This window comes from Nonomuraea sp. NPDC003707 (genome assembly GCF_053587055.1).
This window is the reverse complement of sequence record NZ_JBSFNK010000016.1, coordinates 76,562-91,761: the sequence shown is the minus strand read 5'-3', so window position 1 is coordinate 91,761 and position 15,200 is coordinate 76,562. Positions and strand designations below refer to the sequence as shown.

The following is a 15,200-nucleotide window of genomic DNA, read 5'->3' as shown; positions in this document are numbered from 1 at the left end:
ATGTTCGACATATAAGCGCCCGCCTTCCCCCGGGTGGCTCAGCATAACGACCAGAGCCGCGGGGAGAAGCGTCTTGAGCAGACTCTATGGCGATCCGATAGAGGTGTGGACCAGGGACGGGGAGCCGACCCAGTTCGTCTGGCGAGACCGGCTCTATCTCGTCCGCCGGGTCCTCGACCACTGGGTGGTCGCGCGCGAGTGGTGGAAGACCAGCGAGGGTGATCCCGGTGAACGCAAGTTCTGGCGGGTGGAGGCCAGCCCGGGGCGCGAGGTGGGCTCGTACGAGTTGCGTTACGACACCGCCGGCAACGCCTGGCTGCTGCTGAGGGCGTGGGACTGATGGCGGCGCCGTTCCCGCACCTCAGCGTGTGCTCCGCGTACTCCATGCGCTTCGGCACGGCCTTCCCGCGGGCGCTGGTGAGCCGGGCGGTCGAGCACGGGATGGACATCCTCGCGCTGACCGACCGCGACGGGCTCTACGGCGCGATCAAGCACGCCCACGCGTGCGCGGAGGCCCGGATCTCCGCGGTCTTCGGCGTCAACCTGGCGCTCGACGCCCTGCCCCCGCTGCCGGGGTTCGGGGTGCCCGGACTGGACCTGCCAGGCCGCCGCCGCGCGCCTGCCCCCAGGACCGGGCCGGACGCGGAGGACCGCGTCACGGTGCTGGCCCGCGCCAAGGGCTGGTCCCGCCTGTGCCGCCTGGTCACGTCCGCGCATTACGCGGGCGAGCGCGGCACGCCCAAGGTGACCCGAGAGCTGATCGGGGAGTGGGCCGGCGGGCGCGATGACGGACACGGCGGCGACCACGGGTTCGGCGCCGAGGACGGCCTCGTGGTGCTGCTCGGCCCCAGGTCCGACGTGGGCCGCGCGGTGGCCGAGCGGCGCGACGAGCACGCCAGGATGCTGCTGGGCCTCTGGCGGGCCGCGGTGCCGGGCGTGGTGATCGAGCTGGTCGACCAGTACGGCTACCGCGACGCCACCACGGCCGTGCGCATGCTCGGGCTGGCCGAGTCCATGGGCGTGCCGGCCGTGCTGACCAACGCGGTGCGCTACCTCGACCCGGTCGACCACCAGGTCGGCGACGTGCTCGACGCGGCCCGCCAGCTCGTCCCGCTGCACCCCCGCCACCTCGACCGCACCACCTCCCACGCCTACCTCAAGGGCACCAAGGAGATGCGGCAGGTGGCCAACAAGGTCTGCGGGGCGGACCAGGAACGGGTGTCGCGGCTGCTGTTCACGACCAGGCGGCTGGCCGAGGCGTGCTCGATGGATCCGGAGGAGCTGCTCGCGCTGCGCAGCGACCCGCCCAACCTGCACCTGCCCGAGATCGGCCGCGACCCGGTGCCGCTGCTGCGCCACCGGGTGGAGGACGGGCTGATCTCGCGCGGCCTCGACCGCTCGGGCGACGCCAGGCGGCGCCTCCGGGACGAGATGGCCATCATCGAGCGCAAGCGCCTGTCCGGATATTTCATCGCCGTGGCCGGCATCACGGACATGATCCGTGGCATGGGCATCCGCTGCGCCATCCGCGGCTCGGGCGCGGGCAGCCTGGTCAACTACCTCATCGGCATCGGCGAGGTGAACCCCCTCGACCACGCCCTGCTCATGGAGCGCTTCCTGTCGGAGGGCCGCGTCGGGCTGCCCGACATCGACGTGGACGTGGAGTCGGCCCGCCGCCTCGACTGCTACAAGGCCATCTTCGAGCGGTACGGCGAGGCCCGCGTGGCCTGCGTGTCCATGATGGAGACCTACCGGGCGCGCAGCGCCATCCGCGACGTCGCCGGGGCGATGGGCCTGCCGCCGCATGAGATCGACGCCATCGCCAAGGCGTTCCCGCACATCAGGGCCAAGCAGATCACCGCGTCCCTGCACGACCTGCCCGAGCTGCGCGACAGCCGGCTCGGCGAGGCAGGGCTCGACCGGGTGTTCCGGCTGGCGGAGCGGCTCGACGGCCTGCCCAGGCACATCGCGATGCACCCGTGCGGCGTGCTGATCGGCAACGCGGGCCTGCACGACAGGACGCCGGTGGAGCGCAGCCTGCTGGACTTCCCGATGTCGCAGTTCGACAAGGACGACGTGGAGGAGGCCGGGCTGCTCAAGCTCGACGTGCTGGGCGTGCGGATGCAGTCCGCGATGGCGTACGCGCTGAGCGAGATCAAGCGGGTGGACGACGTCGTGGTCGCGCTGGACACCCAGCGCGGCGAGGACACCGGCATCCAGTACGTGCCGCACGACGACCAGGACACCTACGACATGATCTGCGCCAGCCGCACCCTCGGCTGCTTCCAGATCGAGTCGCCGGGGCAGCGCGAGCTGGTCGCCAAGCTGGAGCCGCGCACCCTCCACGACCTGATCGTGGACATCTCGCTGTTCAGGCCGGGCCCGGTCAACTCCGACATGGTCACCCCCTATCTGGAGGCCAGGCACGGGTGGCGGCGGCCGTACTACCCGCACGAGAGGCTGCGGGAGTCGCTGAAGGAGACGCACGGCGTCGTGGTGTTCCACGAGCAGGTGCTCAGGATCATCGAGGTGATGACGGGGCGGGACCTGTCGTTCGCCGAGAAGCTGCGGCGCACGCTGGACACGTCCGAGGGGCGGGAGCGGGTGCGCAAGACGTTCGTGCCCATGGCCAAGGCCAACGGGTTCGACGACACGGCCGTCGAGCGGGCCTGGCAGGTGCTGGACGCGTTCGGGGCCTTCGGGTTCTGCAAGGCGCACGCGGCGGCGTTCGCGCTGCCCACGTACCAGTCGGCCTGGCTCAAGCGGCACCACGCGGCGGCGTTCTTCGCCGGGGTGCTCACGCACGAGCCGGGCATGTACCCGCCGCGCGTCATCATCGACGAGGCCCGGCAGTGCGGGGTCAAGATCCTGCCGCTCGACATCAACAAGTCGGGCAAGGACTGGCGGGTGGAGCGGCTGGGGCTTCGGGTGCGTCCCGCCGCGCTGGAGGGCGCTTCTTCCCCGGTGCGCAGGGAGTTCAAGGCCGGGGAGATCGGCAAGGGGTACGCGTTGCGGGTGCCGTTCTCGGCGGTCAAGGGGGTGAGCGAGGCCGAGGTCGAACGCATGGTCGCCGGGCAGCCGTACACGTCGCTGGCCGACTTCTGGGACCGCGCCCGGCCCTCGCGTCCGACCATCGAGCGGATCGTCCAGGTCGGCGGGCTGGACGCGCTCCACGACCTGCACCCGGGCGGGCCCCGCTGGCGTCCGGGCGTGCTGACCCGGCGCGACCTGATCGCCCAGGTGGGGGCCCTCGAACGGGCCTCGTCGATCGGCGTGCGGTCGGGCCCGCGCGCCTCCCGGCGTTACACCGCGCGACCCGCCCGCGTGGAGGAACCGCCGTCGGTGCAGCTCCCGCTGGGCTTCACCGAGCACCTGCCGCCGGGGGAGCTGCCGGAGATGACGGAGACGGAGATGGTCGAGGCCGAGCTGGAGATCCTGGGCATCGACATCAGCCGCCACGTCATCAGCTTCCACGACGAGCTGCTCGACGCGCTCGGAGTGGTACGTTCCAGAGATCTCCTGAAGCAGCGCAACGGGGCGGAGGTGCTGGTCGCGGGGGTCAAGGTGGCGACCCAGACACCGGCGGTGCGCTCGGGGCAGCGGGTCATCTTCACCACGCTCGACGACTCGACGGGGCCGATCGACCTGACGTTCTTCGAGTCGGTGCAGGGGCGGTGCGCGGCCACGGTGTTCGGCTCGTGGCTCATGCTGGCCAGGGGGGTGGTCAGGCGCACGGGGACGCGGGCGGTGTCGATGCGCGCGGTGGACTGCTGGAACCTCGTGGACCTCGAACGGCTCTGGCGCGCGGAGGGCATCGAGGCGGTCCGCGCCCTTCTCTCCCAGGCGCCGGAGCAGGTCGCGGGGGTCGGCGGTCGCAAGATCGAGTACGCCAACGGCTTCCGCCTCTCGCCCTACTCCGACCTCGGCCCGGCCGTCGCCAACCCGCCCCGGCAGCTCTGGCACGCCAGCCCGGGCAGCTCCGGCCCCACAGCGGCCTGACCCCCCACCCACCGGCCGCGCCACCGGGGTACGGCGGCGCGGATGGGTCAGTCCGGGCGGGGGGCCGGGTCGGTGGTGACCGAGCGGAGCAGGGGCCGGCTGAGGGCGCCCGCGGCGATCACGCCGCCGAAGCCGACGGCGACGCAGCCCGCCAGCGTGACCACGCCCACCACGTTCATCGCACCGATCATGAACGGCACCGCGCAGAACGCCCCCACCAGGATCGCCCCGCCGCCCATCACCGTCAGCGGGATGAGCGTCTCCGCGCGCCGCGCCCGGTCGAGGACCTCCAGCGGCGTCCCCGCCAGCCGCATCAGCCCGTACGTCTGCCGCCGGTCCAGCACCGACGACGCCGCCGTGATGCCCGAGCTGGCGATGGCGACCAGGAACGACACCGACAGCACCACGATCGTGCCCACCCGGACGTCGGCCAGGAGCTGCAGGCCGAACCGCCGGTCGTCGTCCCCCGTCGTGGGGGTGCGCCCGGGGACGAGCCCGGCGAGCGCGGTGCGGGCGCGGTCGATCGTGGCCGGGTCGGCGGAGCTGCCCAGGGCGGCGGCCACGACCCGATCGGAGGAACGCCCCGTGACCTTCACCGTCGCGGTGATCCCGGCCGCCCGCAGCCGGTCGCGGGCCTGGCCGGCGACGGCCGTCGCCTGGGCGGCGGGCGCGGAGACCCGCAGCTGCGGGGGCTCCTGGTCGCCGGCGAACGCGCCCGGGCTGAGCAGCCCGAGGAAGCCCGCCACGAAGCCGGTCAGGGCGACGCCGCTCACCGTACGCCAGGCGGAGCGCGGATCGTCGACCAGCCGGCGGCCCGCCAGCAGCCGGGCGGGCGCCCGGGCGCTCTTGGCGGTGACGCGGCCGATGACGCCGACCACCCACGGGCCGGCCAGGTTGATGCACAGGAACGCCAGCCCGAGCGCCACCGCCACGATCGCGATGCTGGTACCCCTGGTCAGCAGCGGGAACACGGCCAGCACGGCCAGCAGGGCGACGACCCGGACGAACTTCATGCCGGGCGGCGTCTCGCGCTTGGCCACCCCGAGCGGGCTCACCACGACCCGCCGCAGCCCCGCGACCGCGGACAGGCCCACCAGCAGCGGCACCGCGACCAGCATCGCGGCCAGGATCAGCGGGGAGGGGAACAGGTCGGAGACGAACCACGCACCGCCCCCGATCGGGATGCGGGCCAGCAGCGGTGCGGCGACCGCGTAGCCGACGGCGCCGAGCAGCGCGCCTGCCAGCGCGACGATCACGGCCTCGGCCACGGTCATCCGGATCACCTGGCCCGGCGTCGCGCCCACCAGCCTCAGCGCGGCCAGCCGCTGGTCGCGCCGGGCGACCGTGAGCCTGGCCGCCGCGCCGCCGAACACCAGCAGCGGCACCACCATGAGCACGCTCGCGACGAGCGTGAGCGCGCGGTAGGCCTCGGAGTCCTCCGACGGCGTGCCCGCGAGGTCGGCCACCCGGGCCGGGCCCTTGCCGATGATCCAGTCGTCGCTGCGCGCGGCCGTCATCGCCGGCGCGTCCGGCTCGTGGCCGACGACCGCGACCAGCTCGCCGGGGTGGACCAGCGCCTCGTCGCCCAGTACGCCCTTCGGATCGGGGTAACGCTTGGCGAGCTGATCGGCCGGCAGCGTCTTGGCCAGCTCGGCCAGCGCCGGGGACAGCCACACCTCGCCCGGCGCGGGGAAGCGCGGCATTCCGGGCGGCGCGGGCGCCCCGGCCTTGAGCGCGGCCAGGTCGATGACGGTGATTGCCTGGTCGCCGACGAAGTCGAAGCGGGCCGCCTCGACGGCGACCGCGTTCTCCTTGGCGGGGACCGGGTTGCGCCAGGCGCCGCGGTCGCTCCTGGCCTCGAAGGCGAAGTTCGCGGCCACGGCGAACAGCAGCAGCGCCGTGGACACGGCGACGGCGCCCAGCGTGAGCCAGGTGCCCAGCATCCCCTTGCGGCCACCGCCCTTGAGCAGCCGCCAGGTCAGGTCGAGGTTCACGCGCGTGCCCCGCTCGTCGTGAGGAGCTGGCCGTCGCGGACCTCGACCGTGCGGTCGCACCAGCCGGCCACGTTCGGGTCGTGGGTGACGACGATCAGGGAGGCGCCGTTGTGCCTGGTCGCCTCGACGAGCAGCCGCATCGTGTCCTGCCCGGTCTGCTGGTCGAGCGCCCCCGTGGGCTCGTCCGCGAACACCACGGCCGGCTTGGTGACCAGCGCCCTGGCGATGGCCACCCGCTGGGCCTGCCCGCCGGACAGCTCACCGGGCCGCCGGGCCTCCAGGGAGTGCAGGCCGAGGGGCGCGAACCACTCGCGCGCCTGGCGTACCGCCTGGGCCCTCGGCACCCCGCCCAGCATGAGCGGGAGGGCCACGTTCTCCTCGGCGGGCAGCTCGGGCAGGAGCTGGCCGAACTGGAAGACGAAGCCGAAGCGGGTGCGGCGCAGCGCGCTGCGCTCCCGCTCGCCCATCGCGTCGATGCGCTGTCCGAGCAGGTGCACCTCCCCGGCGTCCGGCTTCATGATCCCGGCCAGGCAGTGCAGCAGCGTCGACTTGCCGGAACCGCTCGGCCCCATGATCGCCACGGCTTCGCTCGCCCGTACCGTGATGTCCACGCCGCCCAGGGCGACCGTCTGCCCGAACCTCTTGGTCAGGGTTCGTCCAACAAGTACGTCGTTCATGCCGTCAAGAATCTCGGCGGGCGGGGGTGCGGCGGATCGGCCGTGCGACCATTTCCGCCTCGGCCGAACGGCCGATCCTTAGAGTTGGGGCCGTGACTATTCGGGTTCTCATCGCCGACGACCAACAACTGGTACGAACCGGCTTCCAGATGATTTTGGACGCTCAACCGGACATGGAGGTCGTCGCCGCCGTGGCCGACGGCGCGGAGGCGGTGTCGGAGGCCAGGCGGCTCAGGCCGGACGTGTGCCTGCTCGACATCCGGATGCCGAAGCTCGACGGGATCGAGGTGACCCGGGCGCTGGCCGGGCCGGGCGTGGAGAACCCGCTGCGGGTGGTCATCGTCACCACGTTCGACCTGGACGAGTACGTGTACGGAGCCCTCCGCTCCGGCGCGACCGGCTTCCTGCTCAAGGACAGCGGGCCCACCCTGCTGATCGAGGCGGTCAGGGCGGCCGCGGCGGGCGACGCGCTGGTGTCGCCGTCGGTGACGGTACGGCTGCTGCAGCACCTGGCCCAGCCCAGGCGGACCGTGCCCCCCATGAACGACCCGCTGACCGATCGGGAGCTGGACGTCGTGCGCCTGATAGCCCGGGGCCGGACCAACCAGGAGGTGGCCGCGGAGCTGTTCGTGTCGCTCTCGACGGTCAAGACGCACCTGGGCAGCATCTTCGCCAAGCTCGGTGTCAGAAATCGAGTCGAAATCGCAGCTTGGGCGTGGGAATCCGGCGTGGTGAGCTGATTAACAGCGGGGCTCCCGGGATACAAGTGAATCAGAACCTCAGCGCATGGCCCGGGGGGAGAACAACGTGCGCTATGACCAGACAACACCGACGAGAGCCGCCTCTGCCGTATATGTGACGCTTGCCGCCCAGGTTCTCTCCCTCGGCGCCCTTGTGATCTTCGAACACTCCCGCGGGCGCCACCTCGCCGCCCAGCTCGCCGCGTTCGGCGGCCGTCCGCAGGGAGCCGACGCCGAGGCCGTGGTGGGCGCGGTGACGGCGTTCGCGGTGCTGATGATGCTGGTGGCGGGCACCTCGATCGCGGCGGCGGCCGCTTACGTGACGTGGTTGGTACGTGCCAGGCAGGCCAACGACCGCTCGGCAGTCTCCGGCCCCGTGGCGGCCGCCTGGCTGATTCCCGGCTACAACCTGGTGGCGCCCGTCGTGCTGGTGGACGAGGCGTGGCGTGGCACCAGGCCGCCCGCGGGCCACCGGGTGAGGTGGCTGGCGCTGCTGACCGGGTGGTGGCTGAGCTGGCTGGTCATGCTCGCGCTGGTCACGATCCGGCTTCCCCTCGACTCCTCCGCCGGCGACCTGACGGGCGTGGGCCTGCCGGAGCTGGCCTGCTCGGCGCTGGCCGCCCTGCTGTGCGCGGGGACCGTACGCGAGCTGACGCGCCTCCAGCGGGCCGCCCGCGTGCCCCGTGCCGCCGAGCCCGGCACGGTTCACGCGTTCTCGTCCCAGCAGCCCCAACCGGCGCCGGGTTCGACTCCGATCGGCCGTACGGGTTAGCCCGGGCGCGGGATCAGCCGAGCACCAGGTCGCGGATGAGCTTCAGCGAGGGCTCGTCGCGCGGGCCCATGACCAGGAGGCTCGTGACCGGGCTCTTGTGCCAGAGCTCCAGGCGTTCCTTGATCCGTCCGGGTGGCCCGACGAGCGAGATGCCGTCGGCCAGTTCGTCCGGGATCGCCCGGAACGCCTCGTCCTTGCGGCCCGCCAGGTAGAGCGCCTGGATGTGCTCGGCGGCCTCGGCGTACCCCATGCGGCCGATGATGTCGGCGTGGAAGTTGCGCTGCCGGGCGCCCATGCCGCCGATGTACAGCGTGAGCATCATCTTCACGCCGTCCAGCGCCGCCCGCACGTCGTCCGAGATGACCACCATCACCATCGCGGCCACGTCGAAGCCCGGGGGAGCGCCGGCGAGCGACTCGCCGTACATCTCCTCGATCTTGGAGGGGAACGCGAACAGCGGCAGCCAGCCCTGGGCCACCTCGGCGGCCAGGGCGACGTTCTTGGGGCCCTCGGCCCCGAGATAGACGGGGATGTCCGCGCGGAGCGGATGCGTGATGAGCTTGAGGGGTTTGCCCAGGCCGTCCGCCAGGGGGAGCGGGTAGTGCGGGCCGTCGCTGGTGACCGGCTCCTCGCGGCGCCACACCTTGCGCATGATCTCGACGTACTCGCGCGTCCTGGCCAGGGGCCTGGCGAACGGCTGGCCGTACCAGCCCTCGACGACCTGCGGGCCCGAGGCGCCCACGCCGAGCAGCAGCCGGCCGCCGGTGAGGTGGTCGAGGGTCATGGCGGTCATGGCCGTCGTGACGGGGGGTCTGGCGGAGATCTGGGCGATCGAGGTGCCCAGCTTGATGCGGCTCGTACGCGCTCCGTACCAGGCCAGGGGTGTGAAGACGTCGCTGCCGTACGCCTCGGCGGTCCACACCGAGTCGTAGCCGAGCCGCTCGGCCGCCAGCACGGATTCGGTCGCGTCGTCGGCGTTGCGCTGCCAGTAGCCCAGGTTCAGGCCGAGCTTCATATGACACCTCCGGAATTAAGTTCTATTACGGCTGTGACAGCCGTGAGTGTCAATGGCGGATATTCCGGGGTATTCAGACCCTGTGGTCAACGCTCTGTGTCGACTCGTGTGCTTGCTGCTACTACTGCTGGCGGCAGGGCCCGCGATGGCCGAGGTCGAGTCCCGGCCGAACATCGTGTTCGTGATGGCCGACGACCTCGAATCCGGGACGTTGCCGTACTTTCCCAATATCACCCGACAACTCGTGCAACAGGGCACCTCGTTCGACCGGTACTTCGTGACGAACTCCTGGTGCTGCCCGTCGAGATCGTCGATCTTGCGTTCCCAGTACGTCCACAGTCATGGTGTGTGGACGAACACGCCGCCGGAGGGCGGGTTCGACCGCTTTCATACCAGTGATCTGGAACGTTCCACGGTAGGAACCTGGATGAAGCAGGCCGGATACCGCACGGCACTGATGGGCAAATACCTCAACCACTACCCGGGCGGGTCGGCCGAGGAGACGTTCGTGCCGCCCGGCTGGGACGAGTGGGACGTGCCGACCCGGCGCCTCTACGAGGAGTACGACTACCGGCTCAACGAGAACGGCTCCCTGAACGACTACGGCTTCTCCGAGCAGGCCTACCTGTCGGACGTGCTGGCCGGCAAGGCCCGCGAGTTCATCGCCGGCTCCAAGGGCGAGCCGTTCTTCCTGTACCTGACGCCGATCGGCCCGCATAACCCGGCCAACCCCGCCGTCCGGCACGCGAACGCGTTCCCGGGCGCGATCGCGCCGCGTATGCCGTCGTTCAACCAGGAGGACGTGAGCGCGGAGCCGGAGTGGCTGCGTGAGCGGCCCAGCCTCGACCAGGCGACCATCGACCAGGTGGACGAGCGCTACCGCGCCAGGATGCGGTCCATGCTCGGTGTGGACGACCTCGTCGGGGCCGTGGTGGACGAGCTCCGGCGGACCGGCCAGCTGGACAACACCTACATCTTCTTCACGTCGGACAACGGCTTCCACCTGGGCACGCATCGGCTCAAGCAGGGCAAGACCACTCCGTTCGAGGAGGCCATCAAGGTCCCGCTCGTCGTGCGCGGCCCCGGCATCAAGGCGGGCGCCACGGTCGGCCAGCTGAGCTCGTCGGTCGACCTGGCGCCGACGTTCGCCGAACTGGGCGGGGCCGCGGTGCCGCCGTTCGCGGAGGGGCGGTCGCTGGTGCCGCTGCTGAAGGGCAAGCCGCCGGCGGTGTGGCGGCGGAACGTGCTGGTCGAGTTCGCCAGGCCGCTGGACCCGTCGTCGGCCGCGCAGACGCCGGTGCCCCCGTATCGTGCGTTGCGTACGGATCAGTACAAGTACGTGCGGTATGCGACGGGGGAGAGCCAGCTCTACGACCTGCGCGCGGACCCGTACGAGCTGCGCAACCTGGCCGCGACCGCCGATCCCGCGCTGCTCGAAGGATTGCGGCAACGGCTGGACGCGATGGCGGTCTGCTCGGGCGCCACGTGCCGGCAGGCCGACCTCCGTCAGTGATCGAACAGTGAGGGGTAGGCGTGCGCGAGGTGGTCGGAGACGGCCAGGGTGGCCTCGTCCGCGTCGCCCCTGTCGATGGCGTCGAGGATGCGTACGTGGTCGGCGCGCAGGATCGAGGTGTCGCCCAGGCGCTGCACCGCTTCGACCGAGTATCTCCGCATCGAGTCGCGTAGCGAGCGCATGATGGCGGCGATGAGCCGGTTGCCCGACGCGTCCGCGATCGCGCAGTGGAAGGCGGTGTCGTGCTCCACGAACTCCTCGGCGCTCTTCGCCCGGTCCATCCCGGAAAGGGCGGCGGCGAGCGCGGAGGTGTCGGCCCGCGCGGCGGCGGCGTGGGCGGCGGCCCACTGCTCGATCATGTGCCGGGTGTCGATGACCTCGCGCATCTCCAGGCTGGCCAGGCCGAGGTGCAGCCTGAGCAGGTCGGTCAGCGCCGTGTCGGGACGTGAGGTGAGCACGGCCCCCGCGTCCGGCCCCCGGCCCGCCTGCGAGGACACCACGCCGAGGGTCTCCAGCACGCGCATGGCCTCGCGCACCGACGAGCGGCTGACGCCGAGCTGCTCGGCCAGGTGGCGCTCGGCGGGCAGCCGGTCGCCCACGGTGAGGCCGTCCTCGGCGATGCGCCGCTCGATCTGTGCGAGAACGTCCTCGAACGTCCGCGTTCGCTTGACGGGACGCCAGCCGCTGTCGTCCAAGGGACCCCCTCATGGTGGCCGGAAAGGATGTGATTCGGTATGGTCTGACCATACTGTGGTCAGACCATACCTGGAAGGAGAGCCGTGCGAGTCGCCCTGTTCATCACGTGCGTGAACGACACGCTCTTCCCCGGCACCGGCAAGGCCGTCGTGTCGCTCCTGCGCAGGCTCGGGTGCGACGTGGACTTCCCCGCCGCCCAGACGTGCTGCGGCCAGATGCACGTCAACACCGGCTACCGCGAGGAGGGCGTGCGGCTGGCCCGCCACTTCACCGAGGTGTTCGCCGGGTACGACGCCGTGGTGGCGCCGTCGGGGTCGTGCGCGGCCATGGTGCGCGAGCAGTACCCGAAGCTGGCCAGGCCGGGCAGCAAGGGGGCGGCGGCCATCGCGGAGGTGGCGCCGAAGGTGTACGAGCTGTCCGAGTTCCTGCTGGACGTCCTGAAGGTCGACGACGTAGGCGCATATTTCCCGCACCGGGTGACATATCACCCGACATGCCACTCGCTCCGTGTCCTCCACCTGGGCGACCGGCCCACCAGGCTGCTGCGGAACGTCCGCGGCCTGGAGCTGGTCCCGCTGCCGGGAGCCGAGGAGTGCTGCGGCTTCGGCGGCACGTTCGCGGTCAAGAACCCGGCCGTCTCCGCGGCCATGGGCGCCGACAAGACCCGCAACGTCCTGGACACGGGCGCCGAGGTGCTCTGCGCGGCGGACAACTCGTGCCTGATGCACATCGGCGGCACGCTGAGCCGCCAGAAGACCGGCGTCAGGACGATGCACCTGGCCGAGATCCTCGCATCGACGGAGGAGCACCAGTGAGCGCGACTTTCCTCGGAATGCCCGGCAATTTCCCGAAAAATGCGGCCAAAGCCGTACAGGACTCGCAGCTCCGCTACAACCTTCGCAAAGCCACGCACACGATCCGCGGCAAGCGCGCGAACGTCGTCGGCGAGCTCCCGGACTGGCAGGAGCTCCGCGCGGCCGGCAAGGCGATCAAGGACCACGCCCTGCGCAACCTCGACCGCTACCTGGTCCAGCTCGAGGCGGCCGTGACCCGGGCGGGCGGCACCGTCCACTGGGCCAGGGACGCCGCCGAGGCCAACGCCATCGTCGCGAGCCTGGTCAAGGCCACCGGCGAGACCGAGGTGGTCAAGGTCAAGTCGATGGCCACCCAGGAGATCGAGCTCAACCAGGCGCTGGCCGCGCAGGGCATCACCGCGTACGAGACGGACCTGGCCGAGCTGATCGTCCAGCTCGGCGACGACTTCCCCAGCCACATCCTGGTCCCGGCCATCCACCGCAACCGGTCGGAGATCCGCGAGATCTTCCTGGAGAAGATGCCCAAGGTCCCGCCGAACCTGACCGACGACCCACCCGCGCTGGCCGAGGCGGCCCGGCTCCACCTGCGCGAACGCTTCCTCAAGAGCAAGGTCGCGATCTCCGGCGCCAACTTCATGATCGCCGAGACCGGCACGCTGGTGGTGCTGGAGTCGGAGGGCAACGGCCGGATGTGCCTGACGCTCCCGGAGACGCTCATCAGCGTCGTCGGGATCGAGAAGCTCCTGCCCTCCTGGCGGGATCTGGAGGTGTTCCTCCAGCTCCTGCCGAGAAGCTCCACAGGCGAGCGGATGAATCCCTACACGAGCATGTGGACGGGCGCCGTCGAGGGCCAGGACTTCCACCTGGTGCTGCTGGACAACGGCCGCACGGACGTGCTCGCCGACGAGGTGGGCCGCCAGGCGCTGCGCTGCATCCGCTGCTCGGCCTGCCTGAACGTGTGCCCGGTGTACGAGCGCGCGGGCGGCCACGCGTACGGCTCGGTCTACCCGGGCCCGATCGGCGCGATCCTCACCCCGCAGCTGCGGGGCATGTCGTCGGATCTGGACGCCTCCCTGCCGTACGCCTCCAGCCTGTGCGGCGCCTGCTACGAGGTCTGCCCGGTCGCCATCGACATCCCCGAGGTCCTGGTCGACCTGCGCGCCAAGGCCCCGCACGCGGCGGCCGAGCGGGCCGGGATGAAGGTCGCGGGCTGGATCCTGAACGACCACGAACGCCTGGCCAAGGCGCAAAGGGCGGCGTCCCGCCTGCGCGGGCTCGTACCGAAGCGTCTGCCGGGGCCGATGGCGGCCTGGACGGACACCAGGGACATCCCCGAAATTCCGGAAGAATCCTTCAGAGACTGGTGGGAGCGGAATGAGCGCGCGTGAGGAGATCCTCGCCAGGATCGGCAAGGCCGTGGCCGGGGCGGCGGACGTCGAGATCCCCCGCCACTACCGCACGGCGCCGCAGGTCGAGGACGCGCAGGTCGAGGACATCGTGGGGCTGTTCGCCGAGCGGGTGGACGACTACCGGGCCATCGTGCACGTGCTCCCCGCCGCCGAGGTGCCCGCCAAGATCGACGAAGCCGTCGCGGGACGCCGCATGATCATCCCTGACGGCTTCGACCGGGAAGGCGGCTGGGCCGACCTCGACACGGCCGACGGCGTGATCACGTCCTGCGCCGTGGCCATCGCCGAGACCGGCACGATCGTGCTCGACCACGGCCCCGGCCAGGGCACGCGCGCCCAGACGCTGGTCCCCGACTACCACCTGTGCGTGGTGCGGGCCGACCAGATCGTGGCCGGGGTGCCCGAGGCGATCGCCAGGCTCGACCCGGCACGCCCGCTGACCTGGATCAGCGGCCCCTCGGCCACCAGCGACATCGAGCTCAACCGGGTCGAGGGCGTGCACGGCCCCAGGACCCTCGAGGTGATCATCAGTACCTGAGCACGGCCGCCACGTCGGAGACGCCGTCGCAGAACCACAGCTCCGCGTCCGTCATCGCGGCGGCCCTGGCCAGGGCGGAGTCCGCGCGTTCCTGGACGGGCTCGCCGACGCCCCAGCGCCGCAGCTCCTGCGGATCGGTGGCCAGCTGGGTGCCGCCCGTGCCGATCCAGATCTCCCGCGGCAGCTCGCCGGGCAGGAGGATCGCCTGCACGCGGCCCTCACGCAGCGCGTGCGCCACGCGGGCCACCCCGGTGGGCCCGGACGTCTCCTGGTGCCGCCCCAGCAGCTCGGCGCGCTTGCGGTCGAGCCACTGGTCGAGCGCCCGCTCCACGTCCTCCTCGAACTGCCCGTGGTCGGCGCGGCTGCCGTGCTCGACCATCATCACCCGGTCCGCGGACCTGGTGTTGAGGTGGTGCAGCAGGTACGAGCGCGACTTCGGCTCGCCGGCGACCAGGATGAGCTCCGGGCCGATGCGGCGTACCTGCTCGTCGATCTCGTGCGCGACGGCGACGGCGTTCTTCTCCCAGGTCTCGTCCACCCACCGCTCGTACCGCTTCTGCGACCAGCCGCCCTGCGCGGTCTTCTGCAGCGGCCAGTCCTCCGCCTCCACGACGGCCCTGCGGGGCGACCCGCCGCCGAACACCGTCAGCTCGGCCCCCGCGTGGTCCACGATGACCCGGATGTGCGGGACGTTCTCGCCGCGGTACATGAGCATGGGCGTGACGTGCGGCAGCGGGGACCACCGGCCCAGTTCCCCCGGCGGTTTCGGGAGCGAGTCGGTCAGCACCAGGTCGCCGTGGGCGGCGAACATCGCCTCCCCGGCCACGAGCCGCTGGACCTCCTCGTCCAGGGCCTCCAGGGTGGCCTTGTCGGCCCCGTCCTTCTCGAGCGGGTCCCGTACACCGCGCCAGTGGGCCTCACGTTCCTGCCCGGTGTACGTGCCCAGATAGACGGACGCGTACGGGCCCTGCCGCTCGTACAGCGGGCGGATGAAGTCGAGCCGCACCGTTCACCACCTCCGCTTCTCCACAC

General features: G+C 71.5%; 13 protein-coding genes. 8 read left to right on the top strand and 5 right to left on the bottom strand.

Translation table 11 applies throughout. From position 1 onward, the window contains the following. Positions 1–73 precede the first annotated feature (73 nt). Together ACWDRB_RS35485 and ACWDRB_RS35480 are read left to right on the top strand one after the other, a co-directional pair. Entirely contained in the window at positions 74–340 is a 267-nt protein-coding gene (locus ACWDRB_RS35485) for a DUF6504 family protein (protein ID WP_185067348.1), read from the top strand. Continuing rightward, positions 340–3,999, top strand: coding sequence for a DNA polymerase III subunit alpha (locus ACWDRB_RS35480; RefSeq protein WP_449901153.1), 3,660 nt, complete (start codon positions 340–342; stop codon positions 3,997–3,999). Before ACWDRB_RS35485 ends, ACWDRB_RS35480 begins: the two co-directional genes overlap by 1 nt. A gap of 47 nt (positions 4,000–4,046) precedes the next feature. On the opposite strand, the gene ACWDRB_RS35475 is transcribed toward ACWDRB_RS35480, so the two are convergent. Further along, complete coding sequence (locus tag ACWDRB_RS35475) at positions 4,047–5,993, bottom strand: FtsX-like permease family protein (RefSeq protein ID WP_449901151.1); 1,947 nt, start codon at positions 5,991–5,993, stop codon at positions 4,047–4,049. Next, positions 5,990–6,670: an ABC transporter ATP-binding protein gene (locus ACWDRB_RS35470; RefSeq protein WP_449901148.1), complete on the bottom strand. Its 681-nt coding sequence runs from the start codon at positions 6,668–6,670 to the stop codon at positions 5,990–5,992. The genes ACWDRB_RS35475 and ACWDRB_RS35470 overlap by 4 nt, the downstream gene beginning before the upstream one ends. 92 nt (positions 6,671–6,762) lie before the next feature. On the opposite strand from ACWDRB_RS35470, the gene ACWDRB_RS35465 reads away from it, so the two are divergent. Next, the gene (locus ACWDRB_RS35465) at positions 6,763–7,410 is read left to right on the top strand and encodes a response regulator (protein WP_192786983.1); all 648 of its coding nucleotides are present in this window, start codon (positions 6,763–6,765) and stop codon (positions 7,408–7,410) included. A gap of 46 nt (positions 7,411–7,456) precedes the next feature. Then, entirely contained in the window at positions 7,457–8,182 is a 726-nt protein-coding gene (locus ACWDRB_RS35460) for a DUF4328 domain-containing protein (protein ID WP_449901145.1), read from the top strand. A gap of 13 nt (positions 8,183–8,195) precedes the next feature. On the opposite strand, the gene ACWDRB_RS35455 is transcribed toward ACWDRB_RS35460, so the two are convergent. Then, positions 8,196–9,197, bottom strand: coding sequence for an LLM class F420-dependent oxidoreductase (locus ACWDRB_RS35455; protein ID WP_350731637.1), 1,002 nt, complete (start codon positions 9,195–9,197; stop codon positions 8,196–8,198). Between the two features lie 106 nt (positions 9,198–9,303). Here ACWDRB_RS35455 and ACWDRB_RS35450 point away from each other — a divergent pair, with 106 nt between their 5' ends. Then, entirely contained in the window at positions 9,304–10,710 is a 1,407-nt protein-coding gene (locus ACWDRB_RS35450) for a sulfatase family protein (RefSeq protein ID WP_449901142.1), read from the top strand. On the opposite strand, the gene ACWDRB_RS35445 is transcribed toward ACWDRB_RS35450, so the two are convergent. Further along, positions 10,704–11,405 (bottom strand): FadR/GntR family transcriptional regulator, encoded by a 702-nt coding sequence (locus ACWDRB_RS35445; RefSeq protein ID WP_397367395.1) that lies wholly within the window; start codon positions 11,403–11,405, stop codon positions 10,704–10,706. The genes ACWDRB_RS35450 and ACWDRB_RS35445 overlap by 7 nt on opposite strands. Positions 11,406–11,489: 84 nt before the next feature. Here ACWDRB_RS35445 and ACWDRB_RS35440 point away from each other — a divergent pair, with 84 nt between their 5' ends. The 3 genes from ACWDRB_RS35440 to ACWDRB_RS35430 are packed head-to-tail and all read left to right on the top strand — an operon-like array spanning position 11,490 to position 14,168. After that, positions 11,490–12,221 (top strand): (Fe-S)-binding protein, encoded by a 732-nt coding sequence (locus ACWDRB_RS35440; RefSeq protein ID WP_449901138.1) that lies wholly within the window; start codon positions 11,490–11,492, stop codon positions 12,219–12,221. Beyond that, the gene (locus tag ACWDRB_RS35435) at positions 12,218–13,609 is read left to right on the top strand and encodes a lactate utilization protein B (RefSeq protein ID WP_449901136.1); all 1,392 of its coding nucleotides are present in this window, start codon (positions 12,218–12,220) and stop codon (positions 13,607–13,609) included. Before ACWDRB_RS35440 ends, ACWDRB_RS35435 begins: the two co-directional genes overlap by 4 nt. Next, entirely contained in the window at positions 13,596–14,168 is a 573-nt protein-coding gene (locus tag ACWDRB_RS35430) for a LutC/YkgG family protein (protein ID WP_449901134.1), read from the top strand. The genes ACWDRB_RS35435 and ACWDRB_RS35430 overlap by 14 nt, the downstream gene beginning before the upstream one ends. On the opposite strand, the gene ACWDRB_RS35425 is transcribed toward ACWDRB_RS35430, so the two are convergent. Beyond that, positions 14,158–15,174, bottom strand: coding sequence for a baeRF2 domain-containing protein (locus tag ACWDRB_RS35425; RefSeq protein WP_449901131.1), 1,017 nt, complete (start codon positions 15,172–15,174; stop codon positions 14,158–14,160). The two genes, ACWDRB_RS35430 and ACWDRB_RS35425, sit on opposite strands and share 11 nt — an antisense overlap. Positions 15,175–15,200 lie beyond the last annotated feature (26 nt).

Excerpts from the sequence above, each read along its gene's own strand:
- ACWDRB_RS35460 (WP_449901145.1), top strand. The coding sequence starts at position 7,457 with ATGGCCCGGGGGGAGAACAACGTGCGCTATGACCAGACAACACCGACG.
- ACWDRB_RS35470 (WP_449901148.1), bottom strand. The coding sequence starts at position 6,670 with ATGAACGACGTACTTGTTGGACGAACCCTGACCAAGAGGTTCGGGCAG.
- ACWDRB_RS35480 (WP_449901153.1), top strand. The coding sequence starts at position 340 with ATGGCGGCGCCGTTCCCGCACCTCAGCGTGTGCTCCGCGTACTCCATG.
- ACWDRB_RS35455 (WP_350731637.1), bottom strand. The coding sequence starts at position 9,197 with ATGAAGCTCGGCCTGAACCTGGGCTACTGGCAGCGCAACGCCGACGAC.
- ACWDRB_RS35430 (WP_449901134.1), top strand. The coding sequence starts at position 13,596 with ATGAGCGCGCGTGAGGAGATCCTCGCCAGGATCGGCAAGGCCGTGGCC.